This window comes from Paracoccus acridae, from assembly GCF_014642735.1.
Taxonomy (GTDB): Bacteria; Pseudomonadota; Alphaproteobacteria; order Rhodobacterales; family Rhodobacteraceae; genus Paracoccus; species Paracoccus acridae.
This window is the reverse complement of the sequence record NZ_BMIV01000001.1, coordinates 514,780-536,959: the sequence shown is the minus strand read 5'-3', so window position 1 is coordinate 536,959 and position 22,180 is coordinate 514,780. Positions and strand designations below refer to the sequence as shown.

Here is a 22,180-nt window from a genome sequence, read left to right as displayed (position 1 = left end):
TCCCCTATTCCTTCGGCGCCAGCAGGCGCAGCGCCGTGCGGATCAACGCAGGGGTCTGGAGGTTCGGTTCCCGCGCTTGCGCCTCGGCCACGGCCTGCGCAGCCTCGCTGGCAGCATAGCCCAGATTGGTCAGCGCCGACAGCGCGTCCGAGGTCGCGCGCGCGGCCAGCATGGCGTCCGATGGGGCCGCAGGTGCGGCGACGGCGGCGGGTTCGGGAACAGATCCGCCTGTATCGGCTTCGACCAGCGGAACGCCCATGTCCACCGTCAGGGTCGCCCCAAGCGCCATGACCGAGGGCGCCTTGTCCTTGAGTTCAAGCACCACCCGCTGCGCCAGCTTCGGTCCGACGCCATTGGCCTTGCGGACGGACGCCCAGTCGCCCAGGGCGATCGCGCGGCCCAGCCCTTCGGCCCCCAGCGTGCCCAGGATCGCCAGCGACACCTTGGCGCCGACACCCTGCACACTGGTCAGCAGGCGGTGCCATTCCTTTTCCAGCATGGAGGGAAAGCCGAACAGTTGCAGCAGATCCTCGCGCACCATCAGGTCGGTATAAAGCGCGACCGCCTGCCCCACCGGCGGCAGGCTGGCGGCGGTGCGTTCGCTGACATGGACGATATAGCCCACGCCCCGCACGTCGATCAGGACGTGGTCGCGGGCGCGGTGCAGGATGATCCCGGCGATGCGGCCGATCATGCGGACCGTTCCACGATGCGCAGGCTGCGGCCCTGCAGGTGGCGGGCGTGGCAGATCGCGATGGCCAACGCGTCGGCCGCGTCCGCGCTGTCGAATGTGACGCCGGGAAGCTGGACCTTGACCATGTGCTGCACCTGTTCCTTGCCCGCGTGGCCCACGCCCACCACGGTCTTCTTCACGGCATTGGGGGCGTATTCGCCGATCGCCAGCCCGGCTTCCGCCGGGGCCAGCAGGGCGATGCCGCGCGCCTGGCCCAGCTTCAGCGTGCCGACCGCGTCCTTGTTGACGAAGGTCTGTTCGACCGCTGCGGCATCCGGTGCATGGGCCGCGATCACCGCCGTCAGGCCGCGATAAAGCTGCAACAGCCGCACGCCCAGGTCGCCCGCGTCGGTCTGGATCACGCCATTGGCCACATGGCGCAGGCGCGATCCGTCAACCGCGATCACGCCCCAACCCATGTTTCTCAGCCCCGGATCAATGCCCAGAACGCGCATGAACTGCCCTTTCGGTTTTCCGCAGGCCTAGCACGAAACGCGAACATTTGCCTAGGGCCAAAGCTATTCCTCGACCACGTCCAGAACGCCCGGCACCGCGCGCAGGGCCTGCCGGGCGGGGGTGGTCAGGGGCGCGTCGTTCGCCACCTCGATCTCGATCACCTCGTCGCCTTCGCGGATGCGCAGCAACACGGGGCCGCGCGACCGGGCGGGCACGGTGATCTCGGTGCGGATGCGGGCCAATGTCTCGGCCAGGCGGGCGATGGTGTCGCTGCCCTGCATTTCGACCGCCAAGCAGCCCGCGCCGGCATCGGCCACGACATCTTCCAGCGGCGCGACCGAGTTCGCCAGCATCTTGACCCCGTCGCCCGAGGGTTCGACCTTGACCTGCAAGACCACGTTCTGCCCCGGCTCCAGCCGGTCGCGGGAGGCGGTCAGCAGGTCGGAAAACACCGTCACCTCGTACAGCCCGGTCGGGTCGGACAGGCTGACAAAGGCGTATGGTGTGCCCTTGGCCGACTTGCGTTCCATCCGCGCGGCGACGGTGCCCGCGATGCTGGCGACCAGGGGCCCGCCCAAGGCCTCCTGGCTGATCTCGGCCAGGGTCATGACCTTCTTGCGCTTGAGCGCGGGCAGATAATCGTCCAGCGGGTGGCCCGACAGATAGAAGCCCACGGCCTTGTGTTCCTCGGCCAGCTTCTCGGTCGGCAGCCAGACCCCGGTGATGGGCGGGCGCGGCGGCGGCAGATCCTCGCCCCCGCCGAACAGCGATGTCTGGCTTGAGGCCGCCTGGTCCTGCACCGCCGCCGACCAGGCGCACAGCGCGTCCAGCCCCTTGACTACCCGGGCGCGGTTGTCGTCCAGCACATCGAAGGCCCCGGCGCGGGCCAGCATCTCCAACGGGCGCTTGCCCACGCGCTTCATGTCCACGCGGCGGGCGAAATCGTGGATGTCGCGAAAGGGCGTGTCGCCCCGCGCGTCCTGGATCAGCTTCATCGCCTCCACGCCCACGCCCTTCAGCGCGCCCAGGGCATAGTGGATGCGGCCTTCGCGGACGCTGAAGGTGGGGGCCGACCGGTTCACGCAGGGCGGCACGATCGTGATGCCCATGCGGTCGCATTCGCGTTTGTAGATCGCCAGCTTGTCGGTCAGGTGGATGTCGCAGTTCATCACCGCGGCCATGAATTCGACCGGGTGGTTCGCCTTGAGCCAAGCGGTCTGATAGCTGACCACGGCATAGGCCGCCGCGTGCGACTTGTTGAAGCCATAGTTTGCGAACTTCTCCAGCAGGTCGAAGACCTCGCCCGCCTTCTTGGCGTCCACGCCGTTCGCCACCGCCCCATCGACGAATTTCGGGCGTTCCTTGGCCATCTCGGAGGCGATCTTCTTGCCCATGGCGCGGCGCAACAGGTCCGCGCCGCCCAGCGAATATCCCGCCATGACCTGCGCGATCTGCATCACCTGTTCCTGATAGACGATGATGCCCTGGGTTTCCGCCAGGATCGGGTCGATGGAGGGGTGCAGCGATTCCAGTTCGCGCAGCCCGTTCTTGACCTCGCAATAGGTCGGGATGTTCTCCATCGGGCCGGGACGATACAGCGCGACAAGCGCCACGATATCCTCGATGCAGGTGGGCTTCATGCGCCGCAGCGCGTCCATCATGCCGCTGGATTCCACCTGGAACACCGCGACCGTCTTGGCGCTGGCGAACAGGTCATAGGTGGCCTTGTCGTCCAGCGGGATCAGGTTGATCTGGTTCTCCGTCCCGGGCGCCGGATCGTAAAGCTTGCGCCCGTCCGCCGCGACATGCAGCGGGCGCCCGCCGCCGTTGATCAGGTCCACCGCGTTCTGGATCACCGTCAGCGTCTTGAGGCCAAGGAAGTCGAACTTCACCAGCCCGGCCTGTTCCACCCATTTCATGTTGAACTGCGTGGCCGGCATGTCGGATGCCGGATCGCGATACAGCGGCACCAACTGGTCCAGCGGCCGGTCGCCGATCACCACGCCCGCCGCATGGGTGGACGCGTTGCGGTAAAGCCCTTCAAGCTGCTCGGCATAGTCCAGCAGGCGCTTGACGACCTCCTCCTTGGCGGCCTCGCGCAGGCGGGGCTCGTCGGCGCGGGCCTTGGCGATGCTGACGGGCTTGACGCCTTCGACCGGGATCATCTTGGACAGGCGGTCCACCTGGCCGAAGGGCATCTGCAACACGCGGCCCACGTCGCGCACGGCGGCCTTGGACAGAAGCGCGCCGAAGGTGATGATCTGGCCCACCTTCTCGGCCCCGTATTTGTTCTGGACATAGCGGATCACTTCCTCGCGCCGGTCCATGCAGAAGTCGATGTCGAAATCCGGCATCGAGACGCGTTCGGGGTTCAGGAACCGTTCGAACAGCAGGTTGTAGCGCAGCGGATCCAGGTCGGTGATGGTCAGCGCATAGGCCACAAGGCTGCCCGCGCCCGATCCCCGGCCCGGCCCCACGGGAATGTCGTGGTCCTTGGCCCAGCCGATGAAGTCGGCCACGATCAGGAAATAGCCGGGAAAGCCCATCTGCTCGATGATGCCCAGCTCGAACTCCAGCCGCTGGTGGTATTCCTCGACGCTGACGGCGTGGGGGATGACGGCCAGCCGACGCTCCAGCCCCTCGCGAGCCTGGCGGCGCAACTCGCTGACCTCGTCGTCGGCGAAGCGCGGCAGGATCGGGGCGTGCTTTTTGACCGCGAAGGCGCAGCGGCGGGCGATCTCGACGGTGTTTTCCAGCGCCTCGGGCAGGTCGGCGAACAGCACGGCCATTTCCTCGGCCGTCTTGAAGTAATGCTGTGGCGTCAGGCGGCGGCGGGGTTGCGATTGGTCCACATAGGCCTTTTCCGCGATGCAGATCAGCGCGTCATGGGCCTCGAACATCGAGGCCTTCGGGAAATACACGTCGTTCGTCGCGACCAGTGGCAGGGATTTCGCATAGGCCAGGTCGATCAGCCCAGCCTCGGACGCGGCCTCGGCGGGCATCAGCTGCCCGTTCTCGCCCGGATGGCGCTGCAATTCGACGTAAAGCCGGGTCGGAAAGGCCGCCGCCAGGCGGTCGGCCAGGGCATCGGCCTTGTCGCGCTGTCCTTGCGCGATCAGGCAGCCCAGCGGCCCGGTCGCCCCCCCGGTCAGGCAGATCAGGCCTTCGGCATGTTTGCACAGTTCATCGACCGTGACATGGGGCAGCGCGCCGCCGTCGCGCAGGTAAAGACAGGTGGACAGCGCCATCAGGTTCAGCCAGCCCGCCTGGTTCTGCGCCAGCAGCACGACCGGCCCCGTCGCCCCGTCCAGCAGGGTGATCTGGCAGCCGATGATGGGCTGCACGCCCTTGTCCATCGCCTTCACGCTGAATTCCAGCGCGGCGAACATCGCGTTGGTGTCGGTAAGCGCCACGGCGGGCATCCCCGCGTCTGCGGCCAGCCCGGGCAGCTTGCCCACGGGGATGGCGCCCTCCAGCAAGGAATGCTCGGAATGTGTGCGGAGATGGATGAATCGGGGGGTTTTTGCGGGCATGGTCAGACATCTATCGCAACCTGCCGAAACAGCGCAATTGCCCTGGGCGTCACTTGCGCGATAAGCATGGGTAAGGATTTGACCAAGGGGACAAAGTTTGACCGACGCGGCAGTTTTCCAGGCCAGGGGGATTGGCAAATCCTATCCCGGTGTCCGCGCCAATGACGATGTGTCCTTCACCGTCGCGCCGGGCGAAATCCATGCCCTGCTGGGCGAGAACGGCGCGGGCAAATCCACGCTTGTGAAGATGATCTATGGCCTTGTCCGCCCGGACGAGGGGGACATGGTCCTGAACGGCCAGCCGCACCAGCCCGCCGACCCTCGGGCCGCACGCGCGGCAGGCGTGGCAATGGTGTTCCAGCATTTTTCGCTGTTCGATGCGCTGACGGTGGCCGAAAACATCGCCCTGGGGATGGAGAACCCGCCGCCCCGGCGCGAACTCTCCGCCCGGATCGCGCAGGTCAGCCAGGATTTCGGCCTGCCCCTGAACCCCGCCCGCCGCGTCGTCACCCTGTCGGCGGGCGAACGCCAGCGGGTCGAGATCATCCGCTGCCTGTTGCAGAACCCGCGCCTGCTGATCATGGACGAACCCACCAGCGTCCTGACCCCGCAAGAGGCCGAACTGCTGTTCGCGACCCTGCGCAAGCTGGCGGGCCACGGGACCGCGATCCTCTATATCAGCCACAAGCTGGAAGAAATCCGCACCCATTGCGACCGCGCCACGATCCTGCGCCATGGCCGGGTGGTGGACAGTTGCGACCCGCGCGAACATTCCGCCCGGACCCTGGCCGCGATGATGGTGGGCGGGGAAATGCGTCCCATCGACCGCAGCGGACGCCAGGCGGGCGAGGTTCTGCTGCAAGTCAAGGGCCTGTCCCTGCCTGCCCCCACGGCGGAAGGGACGGCCCTGAAATCCGTCGCCCTGACCCTGCGCGCGGGCGAGATCCTGGGCATCGGCGGCGTCGCCGGGAACGGCCAGGACGAATTGCTGGCCGCTCTGTCGGGCGAGACGCGCAGCGCCCCCGGCTCGATCCTGTTGGAAGGGGCCGACATGTCGCGCCTTGGCCCCGAGGCACGGCGCACGGCGGGATTGCTGGCCGCGCCTGAGGATCGGCTGGGCCATGCCGCCGTTCCCGATTTCAGCCTGACCGACAATACGTTGCTGACGGCGGGCGCGCGCAAGCAGTTGGTCCGCAAGGGCCTGATCGACCGCTCCGCCGCCCGTGCCTTCGCCGAAGCAGTCATCCGCGCCTTCGACGTGCGCACCCCCGGCCCCGGCACCGCCGCCAAGGCGCTGTCGGGTGGCAACCTGCAGAAATTCGTCATCGGGCGCGAGGTGATGCAGGCCCCCCGCGTGCTGGTGGTGAACCAGCCCACCTGGGGCGTCGATGCAGGCGCTGCCGCCGCCGTACGCCAGTCGCTGCTGGATCTGGCGGGCCAGGGCGCGGGCGTGATCGTGATTTCCCAGGACCTGGACGAGATTTTGGAACTTTCCGACCGTTTCTGCGCGCTGAACGAAGGCCGCCTTTCCGCCCCCGTCCCGACCGATGGGCTGACCCTTGACCAGATCGGCCTGATGCTGGGCGGCGCGCATGGGATGGAGGTGGCCCACCTATGATCCGCCTTGTTCCCCGCACCGAAGCCTCGGCCTTCTGGCAGATCGCGACCCCGGTCATGGCGGTGGCGGCCACCATGCTGGCGGGCGGGCTGTTGTTCGCGATCATGGGCTATGACCCCGTCTCCGCGATCCGCACCATCTTCTGGGATCCGCTGTTCGGTCCCGCCGCCGGCTATTCCCGCCCGCAGCTGCTGGTCAAGGCCGCGCCGCTGATCCTGATCGCCTCGGGCCTTGCCGTGGGCTTTCGCGCGGGCATCTGGAACATCGGGGCCGAAGGGCAATACATCATCGGCGCCATCACAGGCGCCGCCGTGGCCCTTGCCGCCTATCCCGCATCCGAGATGTGGATCTTTCCCGCCATGGTGATCGCGGGCGCCCTTGGCGGTTGGGCCTGGGGCATGATCCCCGCCCTGCTGCGCAACTGGTTCGGCGCGTCCGAGATCCTGGTGTCGCTGATGCTGGTCTATGTCGCGCAGCGCATCGCCGCCTGGATGGCCTTCGGCCCGATGAAGAACCCCGAGGGCTTCGGGATGCCCGGATCGCGCAACCTGCAACAATATCCCGCCGCCTCGAACCCGGAACTGATCGCCGGAACCGGCGCGCATTGGGGCGTGGTCGCGGCGGTGATCACGGTGCTGGCGATCTGGTTCCTGATGTCGCGCCATATCCGGGGCTTCCATATCCGCGCCGCAGGCACCGCCCCCCGCGCCGCGCGCTTTGCTGGCGTGAAGCCCCAGACGCTGGTGGCCTTCTGCCTGGGCCTGTCAGGCGCGCTTGCCGGCATGGCGGGCCTGTTCGAGGTCGCGGGCCCGGCGGGCCAGATCACCGACAAGGTCGGCGTGGGCTATGGCTTCACCGCGATCATCGTGGCCTTCCTGGGCCGTTTGCATCCGGTGGGCATCCTGCTGGCGGGGCTGCTTCTGGCGCTGACCTATATCGGCGGGGAACTGGCGCAACTGACGCTGAACCTGCCCGCCGCCACCGTGCAGGTCTTCCAGGGGATGCTGCTGTTCTTCCTGCTGGGCTTCGACCTGCTGACCCGTTACCGCATCACCAGAAGGGTCACGGCATGATCGACCCCATAGCCCTGTTCCTGCTGCTTCTGTCGGCCTCGACCCCGATCCTGTTCGCGGCCTTGGGCGAACTGGTTGTCGAACGCGCGGGCGTCCTGAACCTGGGCGTCGAAGGGATGATGATCGTGGGCGCCCTGTCGGGCTTTGCCACCGCCTATTACAGTGGCAACGCCTTCCTGGGCTTTGCCGTGGCGGCCCTGGCGGGGGCATTGGTCGCCCTGCCCTTCGCGATCCTGACCCAGTTCCTGATGTCGAACCAGGTCGCCTCGGGCCTCGCGCTGACGCTGTTCGGGCTGGGCTTGGCCGCGCTGTTCGGCAAGCCGGTCGAGGGCGTGAAGGCGCCCAGCATGGCCGCCGGACCACTGGGCCTGAACTGGATCGTCTGGCTGGGCCTGGCGATGGTGCCCGCGATCTGGTGGTTCCTCAACCGCTCGCGCACGGGCCTGATCCTGCGTGGCGTGGGCGAAAACCACGACGCGGCCCATGCCCTTGGCTATGACGTGCGGCGCGTCCGCATCGCAGCCATCGCCTTTGGCGGGGCCATGGCCGGCATCGGCGGGGCCTTCATCTCGGTCGCGACCGTGTTGCAATGGACCGAAGGCATGACTGCGGGCGCAGGCTGGATCGCGCTTGCCATCGTGGTCTTTTCCAACTGGACGGCGGTCGGCGTGCTGGCGGGCGCATGGCTGTTCGGCGGCGTCACGGTGCTGCAACTGCGCCTGCAGGCGGCGGGCGTGCGGGTGCCGGTGCAACTGCTGTCCATGGCGCCCTATCTGGCGACGATCATCGTGCTGGTCGCCATCTCGGCCCGGCAAAAGTTCAGCCGCCGCGCGGGCGGCGCGGCCCCCGGATCGCTGGGGCAGGATTTCCACGCCCTGCGCTGACCGCGCCGGGCCAATCAGAGAGAGGGACACATGAACCGCAGACAGCTTATCGCCAGCGTCGCCGCCATGACGACGATCAGCCTCGCCCTGCCCGCCTGGGCCCAGGACGAGCCGCTGAAGGTCGGCTTCATCTATGTCGGCCCGGTCAGCGACGGCGGCTGGACCTATCAGCACGACCAGGGCCGCCTTGCGGTCGAGGAGGAATTCGGCGACCGGGTCGAAACCACCTATCTGGAAAGCGTCCCCGAAGGCGTCGATGCCGAACGCGCGCTGACCCAGTTGGCCTTGGCGGGCAACGACGTGATCTATGCCACCAGCTTCGGCTATATGGACGCGGTCATCAACGTCGCAGCCAAGTTCCCCGACGTGAAGTTCGAACACAACACCGGCTACAAGCGCGCCGACAACGTGGGCACCTATGACGGCCGCTTCTACGAAGGCCGCGCCGTCACCGGCACCATCGCCGGCCGCATGACCCAGTCGAACAAGATCGGCTATATCGCGACCTTCCCCATCCCCGAGGTGATCCAGGGCATCAACTCGGCCTATATCCATGCCAAGAAGGTGAACCCGGATGTCGAGATGCGGGTGGTCTGGGCCTATACCTGGTTCGACCCCGCCAAAGAGGCCGACGCCGCCAACGCCCTGATGGCCGAGGGCGTGGACGTGATCCTGCAACACACCAACTCGACCGCGCCGCTGGCGCAGTTGCAGCAGCAGGGCAAGATCGGCTTCGGCCAGGCCAGCGACATGGCCTCCTTCGCGCCCACGCCGCGCGTGTCCTCGGTCTATAACAACTGGGGGGCGCATTACGTCAAAAGCGTTGGCCGCATCCTGGACGGCACCTGGCAGCCCGAAGCCGTCTGGGGCGGCATCGGCGACGGCATCGTCGCCATCGGCGAGATCACAGAGGCCGTCCCCGCCGAGGTGAAGGCCGAGGCCGAGGCCCTGCGCGACAAGATCGCGGCGGGCGAATACCATCCCTTCACGGGCCCGCTGAACAAGGCCGACGGCTCCGCCTGGCTGGCCGAAGGCCAGACGGCCACGGACGAGGAACTGTCGGGCATGAACTTCTTCGTGGAAGGCATCAACGCCGAACTGCCGCAATAAGAAGGAACGGGGGGCCAGCCCCCCGAACCCCCCGGGATATTTCAGCCAAGGCAAACAGGATGACGCCCCGCTTCCGCAAGGAAACGGGGCGCTTTGCCTTGGACGGTCATCGGCGTCCCCGCCTGTACCGTGAGACGGTCATAGCAGGCAAAGGTTAAGAAAACCTTTCGCCTCTTTGCCTTGGCGAAAATATCCTGCGGGGGAGTTGCGCGTCAGCGCGGCGGGGGCGCAAAGCCCCCTTTCTTATCCCATGCGTTCGCTGACATAGCTGCCGGGCGAGGGCGGGAAGACCACGGTCTTTTCGCCGTTCAGGAAAACCCGCCCGTGGATATGGGCGTGGACGGCGCGGGCCAGGACCTGCGCCTCGACATCGCGGCCCAGCGATACGTAATCGCCCGGCGACTGGGCGTGTGTGACGCGGACGGTGTCCTGTTCGATGATCGGGCCTTCGTCCAGGTCGGCGGTGACGTAATGGCTGGTCGCGCCGATCAGCTTGACCCCGCGCTCATAGGCCTGCTTGTAGGGGTTGGCGCCCTTGAAGGAGGGCAGGAAGGAATGGTGGATGTTGATGATCCGGCCCGACATGGCCTGGCACATCTGATCCGACAGAACCTGCATGTAGCGTGCCAGCACGATCAGTTCCGCGCCGGTGTCGCGGACGATGCGCATCTGTTCGGCCTCGGCCTGGGCCTTGTTTTCGTGGGTCACCTTGATGCAGTAATAGGGCAGGTCGTGGTTCACCACGACCTTCTGGTAATCCATGTGGTTGGAAATCACCGCCACGATGTCGATGGGCAGCGCGCCGATCCGCCAGCGATACAGCAGGTCGTTCAGGCAATGCCCGAAGCGGCTGACCATGATGATGACCTTCTTCTTCACCGCATCATCGCTGAAATCCGCCTCCATCCCGAAGCGTTCGGCGATGGGGGTGATGCCCTGCTGCAACTGCCCCAGCGTGGCTTGGCCTTCGGACCGGAAGCTGACGCGCATGAAGAAGCGGCCGGTCTCGGTGTCGTCGAACTGCGCGCTGTCGGTGATGTTGCAGTCATGGCCCGCCAGATAGCCGGAAATCGCGGCCACGATCCCGCGGGTCGAGGCACAGGTCACGCGCAGGGTATAGCTTTTCATGGGGCTCAGCTTCCTTGACTGTCAGGCTGACAGCATTTCGGACGATTGCGGCGGAATGACAATCATGTTTCCGACACCGCCGGGGACGGGCGCGACATCCCTCGGCGGCGGTGCATTCAGGCGGCGGGCATCCGCGCTTCCACCATGCCGGCATACCAGCTGGAACCGGCCGGGATCGCGTCGTCGTTGAAGTTGTAGGCCGGGTGGTGGACCATCGCCGTGTCGCCATTGCCCACGAAGATATAGGCGCCGGGCCTTTCGTTCAGCATATAGCTGAAATCCTCGCCCCCCATCATCGGCTGCATGTCCAGGTTCACGTCGCCCGCGATGTCGCGCGCCACCTCGGCCGCCCAGACGGTCGCCTGGTCGTCGTTCATGGTGACCGGATAGCCACGCTGGTAATCGACATGCGCGGTGGCCCCCATGGCGGCGGCGACATTGGTGGCGACGCGGGTGATGCCTTCCTCCAGTTGCTCACGGACGGCCGGATCCAGGCTGCGGGCGGTCCCCTTCAGCTTCACGACCTGGGGGATCACGTTATGCGCGGTCGAATCCGTGCTGACCACGCAGACCGAGATCACGGCGTTCTTCAGCGGGTCGATGTTGCGGGCCACGACCGATTGCAGCGCCACGATGATCTGCGCGGCAGTCAGCGTGGTGTCGATGCATTCGTGGGGCTTGGCCGCATGGCCGCCCTTGCCGGTGACGGTGATGTCGAACTGGTCCGCCGCGGCCATCATGGCGCCGGGCTTGATCGAGAAGCTGCCGACCGGCATCCCCGGCATGTTGTGCATCCCGTAGAATTCCTGGATGTTCCAGCGGCTGACCAGACCGTCCTGCACCATGGCGTCGCCGCCGCCGCCGCCCTCCTCGGCGGGTTGGAAGATCACCACGGCGGTGCCGTCGAAGTTGCGCGTCTCGGCCAGGTATTTCGCGGCTCCCAGCAGCATCGCGGTATGGCCGTCATGGCCGCAGGCGTGCATCTTGCCCGGCGTCCTGGAGGCATAATCCAGGCCCGTCTGCTCGTTGATCGGCAGGGCGTCCATGTCGGCGCGCAACCCGATCACGCGGCCCTTGCTGTCGGTCCTGCCCTTGATGACACCGACCACGCCGGTCCGGCCCACCCCTTCGACCACGTCGTCGCAGCCGAAGCTGCGCAACAGTTCGGCCACCCGGCCCGCGGTGCGGTGAACGTCATACAGCAGTTCGGGATGTTCGTGGAAATCGCGGCGCCATGCGGTGATTTCGGGAAGCAGTTCGGCAAAGCGGTTCTTGACGGGCATGTTCGGTCTCCTTCACGGGCGACAGGGTGAACCCTTTATGCAGGCTGTGCAAGCCGTCTGCCGGGGTCCGACAGCGGATCCAGGGCATTGCGATAATCCTGACGGAACAAGGCACGAGACCCTATCGTGCCGTTCCTGTTCCATGGTCCTGGGCGCAGAACGGCATCAGTGATGCGTCGCAGGCTCGACCAGGACCTTGTGACCCGGCGCGACCTCTTTATAGACCGAAGGCTGGGCCCGATAGTCGACGGGATGGATCGGCGAGGGGATCGGCCTGAAGTTCAGATCCTCGCTGATCTTCTTCTGGCGCGGATCGGCGACCGGCACGGCTGCCATCAACTGCCGGGTATAATTGTGCTGCGGGTTCTCGAACACCTGCTGGCGGGTGCCGATTTCCACGATGCGGCCCAGATACATCACGCCGACATGGTGGCTTACGCGTTCGACCACGGCCATGTCATGGCTGATGAACAGCATGGAAATGCCCAGATCCCCCTGCAACTCCATCAGCAGGTTCAGGACCTGCGCCTGGACCGAGACGTCAAGGGCCGACACCGCCTCGTCCGCGATGATCAGCTTGGGGTTCAGCGCAAGCGCGCGGGCGATGGCGATGCGCTGGCGCTGGCCGCCCGACATTTCGTGGGGGTATCGGCGCATGAAGCTGCGCGGAAGTTCCACCCGGTCGAACAGCGCGGCAATGCGGTCGCGGCGTTCGGACCGGGAACCGATGCCGAAATTCTCCATCGGTTCGGCCACCTGGTCATAAAGCTTCATGTGCGGATCAAGGCTGGCGAAGGGATCCTGGAAGATCATCTGCATGTCACGGCGCGCGCGGCGCAATTCGCGGGGCGACAGGGCGAGGATGTCGGTGCCGCCCAGATCGACCCTGCCCCCCTCCGGCTCGACCAGCCGCAGGATCGACCGCCCGCAGGTGGACTTGCCGCAGCCGGATTCGCCCACCAGCGACAGCGTCTCGCCCGCGTTGATGGTGAAGCTGACATCCTCGACCGCATGGACGCGCGCGACCGTGCGGCGCAGCAGCCCGCCCTTGACGGCAAAGCGGGTGGTCAGGCCCTCGACCGTCAGCAAGGGCTTCGGATCCTTCACGATGATCGGTTCCGGCGCGCTGACGGTGCCGTCGCGCATCAGGCGCATCCGTTCTGGTGCTGCCTTGCCCGTCATCTCGCCCAGGCGCGGCACGGCGGCCAGCAGCATCTTGGTGTAATCCTGCTGCGGGTTCTCGAAGACCTGCTCGACCGGGCCTTCCTCGACCTTGTCGCCCCGATACATGACGACCACGCGATCGGCCATCTGCGCCACGACCGCCATGTCATGGGTGATGAACAGGACCGCGATCCGCTTTTCGCGCTTGAGCCGGTCGATCAGCGCCAGGATTTCCGCCTGGATGGTCACGTCCAGCGCGGTGGTGGGTTCGTCGCAGATCAGCAGGCGCGGCTCGCAGGCCATGGCGATGGCGATCACGACCCGCTGGCGCATCCCGCCCGACAGTTCGTGCGGATACTGGTCCATGCGGCGTTCGGGTTCGGGGATGCGGACCTGGCGCAGGATTTCCAGGGCGCGGGCGCGGGCCTGGGCCTTGGTCATGTTGCGGTGGACCATCAGCCCTTCGGTCAACTGGTCGCCCACGGTGAAGACCGGGTTGAGCGCGGTCATGGGTTCCTGGAAGATCATGCCGATCTGGTTGCCGCGGATGTCGCGCATCGCGGGCGAGGATTGCCGGGCCAGGTCGATGACCTTGCCGTCGCCCCCGTCGAACATCAGCCGCCCGCCCGCGATGGTGCCGCCGCCGAATTCCACCAGGCGCATCAGCGACAGCGAACTGACCGACTTGCCCGACCCGGATTCGCCCACCACGCAGACGCATTCGCCGGGATTGATGGAAAAGCTGACATCCTTGACGCCGACGACGATGCCGTCGCCCGTCTCGAACTCGACCCGAAGCTTCTCGATGGAAACAAGCGGCTTGTCGTCCAGCATCCCGTCGCCCCCGGCCTGTGCTTTTGGGAAAGGCTAGCGGGCGGGCGGGAAATGTCAAAGGCGAAAGACCCCGCTTGTGTCACGCGATAACGCTTGCTTTCCAAACGGGCTTCGATTGAAACTGATTGCATTCCGCGGATGGCAGGATCGGAACAATGTCCCGGCAACCCAAGGAAAAACAACGATATAAGCCTGCCAAAGGCACCAAGCGTTCCGACCCCGCGCCTGCGGGTCGCAACTTCCGACAGGAGAGATCGATGAAGCTGAAGACACTGCTGATGGGCGCTGCGGCCAGCCTGGCCCTTGCCCCCGCCGCCATGGCCGAACGCGGCAGCGACGGCGCCCTGAACATCATCATGTGGCAGGCCCCATCCACGATGAACCCGTATCTTTCGGGGGGCACCAAGGAACTGATCGCGTCCAGCATGGTGCTGGAGCCGCTGGCCAGCATGACCCCCGAGGGCGAGCATGTCCCGCGCCTGGCGGCCGAAATCCCGACCCTGGAAAACGGCGGCATTGCCGAGGATCTGAAATCGGTCACATGGAAGCTGCAGGAAGGGCTGAAATGGTCGGACGGCACGCCCGTCACCTCGGCCGACGTGGTGTTTTCCGGCCAGTATTGCATGGACCCCCAGGGCGGCTGTTCGCAGCTTGCCAAGTTCGAGGGGATCGAGTCGATCGAGGCGGTCGATGACCTGACGGTCAAGATCAACTTCACCGAACCGATGCCCGACCCCTATTCGGCCTTTGTGGGCGCGAACGGACCGATCATCCAGAAGGCCCAGTTCGAAAACTGCCTGGGCGCCAATGCGCCTACCTGCACCGACCAGAACTTCAACCCCATCGGTACCGGTCCCTTCCGCGTCACGCAGTTCCTGACCAACGACGTGATCACCTTCGAGGCCAATCCCGAATACCGCGACCCGGCCAAGCCCGCCTTCGCGACCGCCACCATCAAGGGCGGCGGCGATGCGGCCGCTGCGGCGCGTTCGGTCCTGGAAACGGGCGAATACGATTACGCCTGGAACACCCAGCTTTCCCCCGACGTGATCGCCGGGATGGAGCAGATGGGCCGCGGCAAGGTCAGCGCGGCCTTCGGCAGCCTGGTCGAACGGATCCACGTCAACCTGACCGATCCGTCGTCGTCCCACCCCGAGGGAGAGCGTTCGACAAACGCCCATCCCCACCCCTTCCTGACCGACCCGGCGGTCCGCAAGGCCCTGTCGATGGCCATCGACCGCCAGCTTCTGACGGAAATCGGCTATGGCGCCTCGGGCAAGCCGACCTGCAACTATGTCCCCGCGCCCGAGGCCTGGGCATCGCCCAACCAGGAATGCCTGACCCAGGACATCGAGGGCGCCAAGGCGCTTCTGGATGAGGCCGGCTGGACCGTGGGCGGCAGCGGCGTGCGCGAAAAGGACGGCGTGCAGTTGAAGATGGTCTTCCAGACCTCGGTCAACGCGGTGCGCCAGGACTTCCAGGCGCTGATCAAGCAATGGTGGTCGGAAATCGGCATCGAGACCGAGTTGAAGACCGTCGATGCCTCGGTCTTCTTCGGCACGGATCCCGGTTCGCCCGACACGCTGCAGAAATTCTATGCCGACGTGCAGATGTATGCCGACAACTTCGAGGGCGGCAATCCCGCGCCCTATCTGGCGAAATGGACCTGCGACAAGGCCCCCAGCCCCGCCAACCAGTGGCAGGGCGAAAACATCAGCCGTTACTGCGATCCCGCCTATGACGCCTTGCTGGTCGAACTGGGCAAGACCGTCGATCCCGCCGAACGCGGCAAGATCGGCCAGAAGCTGAACGAGATGCTGACCAAGGAAAGCAACGCGATCATCCCGCTGATCTATCGCGGCACGGCCTCGGCCCATTCGAACAGCCTGGGCGGCGTCCAGATCAACGCCTGGGATTCGGAACTGTGGAACGTGGCCGACTGGACCCGCGTGCAGCAGTGATCCCGCCCGGCCCCGCGATCCGTCGCGGGGCCGGTTTCACACCGGTCAATCCCCACGACATCCGCGCCGAAACGAAGCGCCCTGACCGAGGCACACGATGCTGACATTCACCATCCGCCGCCTGCTGCTGGCGATCCCGACGCTTCTGTTCATATCGCTGGTGATCTTCCTGCTGCTGGAGGCGTCGCCGGGCGATCCGCTGGGCGACGTGCCGCTGACCGTCCCGCCCGAGGTGAAGGAGCGAATGCGCGAGGCGCTTGGCCTGGGATCGCCCTGGTATGTGCGCTATGTCCTGTGGCTGAAGCAGTTCTTCTGGGTCGAGCCGCTGTACTGGTTCGACCATGTCTTCGGCACGCAGTTCAGCGCCGGGATGCAGCGCATCATCAGCTTCCAGTCGCGCAGCCCGGTCTTCGACGTGATCGCGCAACGCGTGCCGCAGACGCTGACCGTGGTGGGCTTTTCCTATCTGGTGGGCGTGCTGATCGCGCTGCCGATCGGCATCATCTCGGCCTACAAGCAGTATTCCTGGTTCGACCAGTTGGGCACCTTCGTGTCGATGATCGGCTTTTCGATGCCGACCTTCTTCACCGGCGTGGTGCTGATCATCATCTTCGGGGTGAAGCTGCAATGGTTCCCCTCGGTCTATGACACCACGCTTGTGGTGCGCGACTGGGACAGCTTCTGGGCGCAGGTCCGGCAGATGGTCATGCCGGTGACGGTGCTGGCGCTGTATAACGCGGCGCAGATCAGCCGCTTCATGCGCGCATCCATGCTGGACAACCTGGGCCAGGATTACGTCCGCACCGCCCGCGCCAAGGGCCTGTCGGAACGGACCGTGGTCCTGAAGCATGTGCTGAGGAACAGCCTGATCCCCGTCATCACCGTGATCGCGCTTGGCCTTCCCGCCGTCTTCGGCGGCGCGATCATCACGGAACAGGTCTTCAAGGTGAACGGCCTGGGCCAGTTGCTGATCACAGCGATCCACGGCAACGACATTCCCATGGTGCTGACGCTGACCTTCATCTTCGCGATCCTGATCGTGCTGTTCACCCTGATTGCCGACATCCTCTACGGCATCCTGGACCCGAGGATCCGCTATGACTGACACCGAACGCCAGCATCACCTGGACCTGCGCGAGACCGTGGACGCGACCGCCGCGGCGGCAGGCGCCACGGCCGCCCTGCCGCCGGACAATCCCCTTCACGCCGGCGGGGAAACCCGCAGCCAATGGCGCGACGTCTGGCGGCAGTTCCGCAGCCACAAGGGCGCGATGGTGGCCCTGGTACTGTTCGTCCTGACCATCCTGTTCGTGCTGGTCGGCCCATACATCTGGACCATCGACCCGACCTATGTGGACATCCGCGCCCGCAATTCGGGCTTTTCAGCCGCGCATCCGTTGGGCACCGACCAGTTGGGCCGCGACATGCTGGCCCGGCTGATGGCCGGGGGCCGGGTGTCCATCGCCGTGGGGCTGACCGCGATGATCATCGCGATCTCGCTGGGCAGCCTGATCGGCGTGACTTCGGGTTACTTCCGCAGGCTGGACGCGCCGCTGATGCGGATGACCGAACTGTTCCTGGCCCTGCCCCTGCTGCCGCTGCTGCTGCTGATGGTTACCCTGTTCCGCGAGCCGCTGTCGCAGTCCTTCGGTCCCGCCATGGGCACCTTCATCCTGATCGTCTCCGCCATCGGCGCGACAAGCTGGATGCAGGCCGCGCGCATCGTGCGTGGCGACGTGCTGGGCCTGAAGGAGCGCGAATTCATCCTGGCCGCCAAATCCATCGGCACCCCCGCGCACCGCATGATCCTGCGCCATGTGCTGCCCAACGTGCTGTCGCCGATCATGGTCGCGGCCACGCTGGGCATCGCCACGGCGATCATCACCGAAAGCGCGCTGTCCTTCCTGGGCCTGGGCTTCCCGCCCGACTTCCCGACCTGGGGGCGGCTGCTTTACGACGCGGTGGACCAGATGATCCAGTATCCGTCGCGGGTGATCCTGCCGGGGCTGTTCATCTCGCTGACGGTGCTGTGCGTCAACTATATCGGCGACGGGCTGCGCGACGCGATGGACCCGCGCATCCGGGGACGGTAATTCCACCGCGAATGCGAACGAAGGCGGAACATGGGCTTTCCATGTCCCGCCGACCCGCCTATGTTGGCGGGATGGAGCTTTTGGACGATTCCGACGACATGGGCGGCGTGCCGCTGTCGCAACGCGCGATGGCCGCGCGCCCTGCCCCCTATCTGGACGGGCTGAACGCCGCACAGCGCGCCGCCGTGGAAACGCTGGACGGGCCGGTGCTGATGCTGGCGGGCGCGGGCACCGGCAAGACCCGCGCGCTGACCACGCGGATCGCGCATCTGCTGATGCTGGGCAAGGCGCGGCCGGGCCAGATTCTGGCCGTGACCTTCACCAACAAGGCCGCGCGGGAAATGAAGAACCGCATCGCCCGCCTGCTGGGCGAGACGGTCGAGGGGATGCCTTGGCTGGGCACCTTCCATTCCATCAGCGTCAAGATCCTGCGCCGCCATGCCGAACTGATCGGCAATGGCGAACTGCACCTGAAGCCTTCCTTCACCATACTGGATACCGACGACCAGATCCGGCTGCTCAAGCAGTTGATCCAGGCCGAGAACCTGGACGAGAAACGCTGGCCTGCCCGCCAGTTGGCCCATCTGATCGACGGCTGGAAAAACCGCTGCCTGACCCCCGCCAACCTGCCCAGGGGCGAGGGCACGGGTTTCGACGGCTGGGGCGGCAAGCTGTACCAGGCCTATCAGAACCGCCTGCTGGCGCTGAACGCGGTCGATTTCGGCGACCTTCTGATGCATTGCGTGACGCTGTTCCAGGCGCATCCCGACGTGCTGCGGTCCTGGCAGGACCGCTTCCGCTATATCCTGGTGGACGAATACCAGGACACCAACGTGGCGCAGTACATGTGGCTGCGGCTGCTGGCCCAGGCGCATCGCAACATCTGCTGCGTGGGAGACGACGACCAGTCGATCTATGGCTGGCGCGGGGCCGAGGTCGGCAACATCCTCCGCTTCGAGAAGGATTTCCCCGGCGCGCAGGTGATCCGGCTGGAACAGAACTATCGCTCGACCCCGCAGATCCTGGCCGCCGCATCCGGCCTGATCGCCGCCAACCAGGGCCGCCTGGGCAAGACCCTGTGGACCGAGGCCGAGGGCGGCGAACCCGTGCGCCTGATCGGCCATTGGGACAGCGAGGCCGAGGCCCGCTGGATCGGCGAGGAGATCGAGGCCTTTCACGGCGGCCACCGCGCCAGCGTCGGCCGCACCAGCCTGAACGACATCGCCATCCTTGTCCGCGCATCCCACCAGATGCGCGCCTTCGAGGACCGCTTCATGTCCATCGGCCTGCCCTATCGCGTGATCGGCGGCCCGCGCTTCTATGAGCGCGCGGAAATCCGCGACGCGATGGCCTATTTCCGGCTGGTGGTCAGCCCCGCCGACGACCTGGCCTTCGAACGCATCGCCAACACGCCCAAGCGCGGCCTTGGCGAAAAGGGCCTGCAAGCCATCCAGCACATGGCACGGGCACGCGGGCTGTCGCTGCTGGACGGAACGGTCGCGGCGCTGACGGCGGGCGACCTGTCCGGCAAGGCTGCGGCAAGCATGCGCCAGTTCACCGAGGCCCTGGGCCGCTGGCACGCCGATGCCCTGGACGACCGGGTGAACCATGTCGAACTGGCCGAGCGGATCCTGGACGAATCCGGCTATACCGCCATGTGGCAGAACGACAAGTCGCCCGACGCGCCGGGGCGTCTGGACAACCTCAAGGAACTGATCAAGGCACTGGAGGAGTTCGACAACCTGCAAGGCTTCCTGGAACACGTGGCCCTGGTGATGGACCGGGACGAGGGCGAGGCAGCCGAACAGGTCAGCATCATGACCCTGCACGCCGCCAAGGGCCTGGAATTCCCCATCGTCTTCCTGCCGGGATGGGAGGACGGGTTGTTCCCCAGCCAGCGGGCGATGGATGAAAACGGCACCAAGGGGCTCGAGGAAGAACGGCGCCTGGCCTATGTCGGCATCACCCGCGCGGAACGGCTGGCGACGATCAGCTTCGCGGGCAACCGGCGCCTTTACGGGCAATGGCAAAGCTCCATGCCCTCGCGCTTCGTCGATGAACTGCCGCCCGAACATGTCGAGGTCCTGACGCCCCCCGGCCTTTACGGCGGCGGCTATGGCGCGGCGATGGCCTTTGCGGCCGGCGGTCCGGTCAATGCACTGCACGAACGCGCGGCCAAGGCCGATGTCTACAACTCGCCCGGATGGAAGCGGATGCAGGCCCGCGCATCCGAACGCAAGGCGCCGGTCCACCGCGCGCCCATCATCATCGACGCCGAGCCTGCGTCGAAGTTCACCGTGGGCGACCGCGTGACCCATGCCAAGTTCGGCGAGGGCACGGTGATGGGCATCGCCGAGGATACGCTGACCGTGCAATTCGCGGCGGGCTTCAAGAACATCAAGGCCGCCTATGTCCAGCCGGCGGGCGGGGATGACGTTCCGTTCTGACCGCTGGTCCCCTGCCCCCTGCGATGCTAGCCTTCGGGCGAAACCATCCCGGAACCGCCCTTGGCCGCCTTCATCCGCCTGATCCTGTTCCTGCTGATCGCCGAAACGGTGTTCTATCTGCTGCTGCGGGTCTATCTCCGGTCACTGCGGACCGAACGGCTGGAGGAGATCTGGGACGAACGCCACCCCTCCATGCCGGGGAACACCCCCGCGCGGCGCGCGTTCGTCCGCAGGTCCATGATCGGCTTCGACAGGACGCTGAAATCGCGGCTGTTGCTTCTGGTCTTCGTTCTGCCCAACCTGGCGGTCATGGGCATCATCTATTGGGTCAACTGGCAGTAAGGGCGCGCCATCCATGCATTATCTCAAGGTCGCGGTCGGCGTGCTGTTCGGCATCGCGGTGTTCCTGTTCCTGGACTATGCGCTGCCGTCCAAGAACACGGTGCGGATCACCAATACCTATAACCGCCTGACCTCGGTCACGGCCTCGAACGCGATCTTCTATGCGTCCGACAACACAGGCACGGTGGAGAACGCGCAAGGCCAGCGCGACGTGCGCTTCATCGAAACCGTGCGCCCCAATGGCAAGGTCTTCGTTTACCGCAACGAGGATACCGGCTGGATCTGGCCGCCCTATTTCAAATACGACAGCGCCAACCTGCAGGCCGAGGCGACGAACCTGCAATCCACGCGCGAAAACCCGCAATGGGTCAGCGTGACCGCCTATGGCTGGCGGATGGCGTGGCTGTCCACCTATCCCAACGCGGTCAGCATCGACACGCTGGCCGGGCCGGACGAACGCCCGCGCAACTGGGCAGCCTCCATCGTCTGCATCGTGTTGTTGCTGCTGCTGGCGCTGATCTGGCGCATGTGGGCGCAGTTCCAGGAACGCGGATTCGGCGGCTGGCGGAGAAAGCCATGACCCGCAATCCCGGCACCGATCTGCGGACCGACTGGTTCGCCGATATCCGCATCAATACCCCGGCGGTCGAACGCCGCGCGGCCAGCCTACCCGCCCGGCGCAGTCTGAAGAAGGACCATCAGGCGGCCTGGCTGCTGAACGCCGTGCGCTGCATCGACCTGACGACGCTGGCGGGCGACGACACGCCCGACCGCGTGGCGCGGCTTTGCGCAAAGGCGCGCCAGCCCATCGCGTCCGAACTGCTGGAGGCGATGGGCGCCACCGGCCTGACCACCGGCGCGGTCTGCGTCTATCCCACCATGGTCGCGCCCGCCAAGCGTGCCCTTGGCAATTCCGGCATCCCGGTCGCCAGCGTCGCCACCGGCTTTCCTGCCGGACTGATGCCCCTGAACCTGCGGCTGGCCGAGATCCTTTACGCCGTCGAACACGGCGCGGACGAGATCGACATCGTCATCACCCGCGCCCATGTGCTGCGCGGCGAATGGGCGGCGCTTTACGACGAACTCCGCGCCATGCGAGAGGCCTGCGGCGATGCCAGGATGAAGGCGATCCTGGCTACGGGCGATCTGAAATCGCTGGAGAATGTCGCCCGTGCCAGCCATGTGGCAATGCAGGCGGGGGCGGACTGGATCAAGACCTCGACCGGCAAGGAAGGCGTGAACGCCACCCTGCCCGTGTCGCTGGTGATGTGCCGGGCGATCCGCGATTATCGCGACCAGACCGGCCATGTCGTGGGCTTCAAGCCCGCGGGGGGCCTGCGGACCGCCAAGGACGCGCTGAACTGGCAGGTGCTGATGGCCGAGGAACTGGGCCGCGACTGGCTGCGCCCCGACCTGTTCCGCATCGGCGCCTCCAGCCTTCTGGGCGATATCGAACGCCAGATCAGCCACCATGTGACGGGCCGCTATGCCGCCGGTTACCGCCAAGCGATTGCCTGAGGG

General features: G+C 66.1%; 17 protein-coding genes. 11 read left to right on the top strand and 6 right to left on the bottom strand.

The genetic code is table 11. From position 1 onward, the window contains the following. Nucleotides 1-4: 4 nt before the first annotated feature. The 3 genes from ruvA to dnaE form a co-directional block, all read right to left on the bottom strand. A complete protein-coding gene (gene ruvA / locus IEX25_RS02715) occupies nucleotides 5-694 on the bottom strand; it encodes a Holliday junction branch migration protein RuvA (RefSeq protein WP_103172250.1) in 690 nt (229 codons plus the stop codon). Further along, nucleotides 691-1,188: a crossover junction endodeoxyribonuclease RuvC gene (ruvC, locus tag IEX25_RS02710; RefSeq protein ID WP_103172249.1), complete on the bottom strand. Its 498-nt coding sequence runs from the start codon at nucleotides 1,186-1,188 to the stop codon at nucleotides 691-693. Before ruvC ends, ruvA begins: the two co-directional genes overlap by 4 nt. 63 nt (nucleotides 1,189-1,251) lie before the next feature. Then, on the bottom strand, nucleotides 1,252-4,722 hold the full coding sequence (gene dnaE / locus IEX25_RS02705; protein ID WP_188713914.1) for a DNA polymerase III subunit alpha: 3,471 nt from the start codon (nucleotides 4,720-4,722) through the stop codon (nucleotides 1,252-1,254). A 97-nt stretch (nucleotides 4,723-4,819) separates the two neighbouring features. Between dnaE and IEX25_RS02700 the strand changes: the two genes are divergently transcribed. Genes IEX25_RS02700 through IEX25_RS02685 form a run of 4 tightly spaced genes read left to right on the top strand, consistent with a single transcriptional unit; the run spans nucleotide 4,820 to nucleotide 9,407 of the window. Next, nucleotides 4,820-6,340, top strand: coding sequence for an ABC transporter ATP-binding protein (locus tag IEX25_RS02700; protein WP_188713913.1), 1,521 nt, complete (start codon nucleotides 4,820-4,822; stop codon nucleotides 6,338-6,340). Next, entirely contained in the window at nucleotides 6,337-7,413 is a 1,077-nt protein-coding gene (locus IEX25_RS02695; protein WP_188713912.1) for an ABC transporter permease, read from the top strand. The genes IEX25_RS02700 and IEX25_RS02695 overlap by 4 nt, the downstream gene beginning before the upstream one ends. Next, the gene (locus IEX25_RS02690; RefSeq protein WP_188713911.1) at nucleotides 7,410-8,297 is read left to right on the top strand and encodes an ABC transporter permease; all 888 of its coding nucleotides are present in this window, start codon (nucleotides 7,410-7,412) and stop codon (nucleotides 8,295-8,297) included. The genes IEX25_RS02695 and IEX25_RS02690 overlap by 4 nt, the downstream gene beginning before the upstream one ends. A 30-nt stretch (nucleotides 8,298-8,327) precedes the next feature. Beyond that, nucleotides 8,328-9,407 (top strand): BMP family ABC transporter substrate-binding protein, encoded by a 1,080-nt coding sequence (locus tag IEX25_RS02685; RefSeq protein WP_188713910.1) that lies wholly within the window; start codon nucleotides 8,328-8,330, stop codon nucleotides 9,405-9,407. Between the two features lie 243 nt (nucleotides 9,408-9,650). Here IEX25_RS02685 and purU read toward each other — a convergent pair whose 3' ends face one another. The 3 genes from purU to IEX25_RS02670 all read right to left on the bottom strand — a co-directional run bounded on the left by purU (nucleotide 9,651) and on the right by IEX25_RS02670 (nucleotide 13,816). Further along, the gene (gene purU, locus IEX25_RS02680; RefSeq protein WP_188713909.1) at nucleotides 9,651-10,535 is read right to left on the bottom strand and encodes a formyltetrahydrofolate deformylase; all 885 of its coding nucleotides are present in this window, start codon (nucleotides 10,533-10,535) and stop codon (nucleotides 9,651-9,653) included. A 116-nt stretch (nucleotides 10,536-10,651) separates the two neighbouring features. Then, complete coding sequence (locus tag IEX25_RS02675) at nucleotides 10,652-11,818, bottom strand: M20 aminoacylase family protein (protein ID WP_188713908.1); 1,167 nt, start codon at nucleotides 11,816-11,818, stop codon at nucleotides 10,652-10,654. A 165-nt stretch (nucleotides 11,819-11,983) separates the two neighbouring features. After that, nucleotides 11,984-13,816: an ABC transporter ATP-binding protein gene (locus IEX25_RS02670; RefSeq protein WP_188713907.1), complete on the bottom strand. Its 1,833-nt coding sequence runs from the start codon at nucleotides 13,814-13,816 to the stop codon at nucleotides 11,984-11,986. 257 nt (nucleotides 13,817-14,073) lie between these two features. Between IEX25_RS02670 and IEX25_RS02665 the strand changes: the two genes are divergently transcribed. The 7 genes from IEX25_RS02665 (at nucleotide 14,074) to deoC (ending at nucleotide 22,177) form a co-directional block, all read left to right on the top strand. Further along, on the top strand, nucleotides 14,074-15,777 hold the full coding sequence (locus IEX25_RS02665; RefSeq protein WP_188713906.1) for a peptide ABC transporter substrate-binding protein: 1,704 nt from the start codon (nucleotides 14,074-14,076) through the stop codon (nucleotides 15,775-15,777). 97 nt (nucleotides 15,778-15,874) lie between these two features. Further along, entirely contained in the window at nucleotides 15,875-16,882 is a 1,008-nt protein-coding gene (locus IEX25_RS02660) for an ABC transporter permease (protein ID WP_103172240.1), read from the top strand. Further along, a complete protein-coding gene (locus IEX25_RS02655; RefSeq protein ID WP_188713905.1) occupies nucleotides 16,875-17,870 on the top strand; it encodes an ABC transporter permease in 996 nt (331 codons plus the stop codon). The genes IEX25_RS02660 and IEX25_RS02655 overlap by 8 nt, the downstream gene beginning before the upstream one ends. A 71-nt stretch (nucleotides 17,871-17,941) precedes the next feature. Further along, nucleotides 17,942-20,317 carry an ATP-dependent helicase gene (locus IEX25_RS02650; RefSeq protein WP_188714001.1) on the top strand — a complete coding sequence of 792 codons (2,376 nt, stop codon included), beginning with the start codon at nucleotides 17,942-17,944 and terminating at the stop codon, nucleotides 20,315-20,317. Between the two features lie 60 nt (nucleotides 20,318-20,377). Next, nucleotides 20,378-20,659 carry a hypothetical protein gene (locus IEX25_RS02645; RefSeq protein ID WP_188713904.1) on the top strand — a complete coding sequence of 94 codons (282 nt, stop codon included), beginning with the start codon at nucleotides 20,378-20,380 and terminating at the stop codon, nucleotides 20,657-20,659. Between the two features lie 13 nt (nucleotides 20,660-20,672). Then, complete coding sequence (locus IEX25_RS02640) at nucleotides 20,673-21,239, top strand: DUF1523 family protein (RefSeq protein ID WP_188713903.1); 567 nt, start codon at nucleotides 20,673-20,675, stop codon at nucleotides 21,237-21,239. Beyond that, complete coding sequence (deoC, locus tag IEX25_RS02635) at nucleotides 21,236-22,177, top strand: deoxyribose-phosphate aldolase (protein WP_188713902.1); 942 nt, start codon at nucleotides 21,236-21,238, stop codon at nucleotides 22,175-22,177. Before IEX25_RS02640 ends, deoC begins: the two co-directional genes overlap by 4 nt. The last annotated feature ends 3 nt before the right edge of the window (nucleotides 22,178-22,180 follow it).

Coding starts and splice junctions, on each gene's coding strand:
- IEX25_RS02675 (WP_188713908.1), bottom strand. CDS start 11,818: ATGCCCGTCAAGAACCGCTTTGCCGAACTGCTTCCCGAAATCACCGCA.
- purU (WP_188713909.1), bottom strand. CDS start 10,535: ATGAAAAGCTATACCCTGCGCGTGACCTGTGCCTCGACCCGCGGGATC.
- IEX25_RS02655 (WP_188713905.1), top strand. CDS start 16,875: ATGACTGACACCGAACGCCAGCATCACCTGGACCTGCGCGAGACCGTG.
- IEX25_RS02690 (WP_188713911.1), top strand. CDS start 7,410: ATGATCGACCCCATAGCCCTGTTCCTGCTGCTTCTGTCGGCCTCGACC.
- dnaE (WP_188713914.1), bottom strand. CDS start 4,722: ATGCCCGCAAAAACCCCCCGATTCATCCATCTCCGCACACATTCCGAG.
- ruvA (WP_103172250.1), bottom strand. CDS start 694: ATGATCGGCCGCATCGCCGGGATCATCCTGCACCGCGCCCGCGACCAC.
- ruvC (WP_103172249.1), bottom strand. CDS start 1,188: ATGCGCGTTCTGGGCATTGATCCGGGGCTGAGAAACATGGGTTGGGGC.
- IEX25_RS02665 (WP_188713906.1), top strand. CDS start 14,074: ATGAAGCTGAAGACACTGCTGATGGGCGCTGCGGCCAGCCTGGCCCTT.
- deoC (WP_188713902.1), top strand. CDS start 21,236: ATGACCCGCAATCCCGGCACCGATCTGCGGACCGACTGGTTCGCCGAT.
- IEX25_RS02685 (WP_188713910.1), top strand. CDS start 8,328: ATGAACCGCAGACAGCTTATCGCCAGCGTCGCCGCCATGACGACGATC.
- IEX25_RS02650 (WP_188714001.1), top strand. CDS start 17,942: ATGGAGCTTTTGGACGATTCCGACGACATGGGCGGCGTGCCGCTGTCG.
- IEX25_RS02670 (WP_188713907.1), bottom strand. CDS start 13,816: ATGCTGGACGACAAGCCGCTTGTTTCCATCGAGAAGCTTCGGGTCGAG.
- IEX25_RS02695 (WP_188713912.1), top strand. CDS start 6,337: ATGATCCGCCTTGTTCCCCGCACCGAAGCCTCGGCCTTCTGGCAGATC.
- IEX25_RS02660 (WP_103172240.1), top strand. CDS start 15,875: ATGCTGACATTCACCATCCGCCGCCTGCTGCTGGCGATCCCGACGCTT.
- IEX25_RS02640 (WP_188713903.1), top strand. CDS start 20,673: ATGCATTATCTCAAGGTCGCGGTCGGCGTGCTGTTCGGCATCGCGGTG.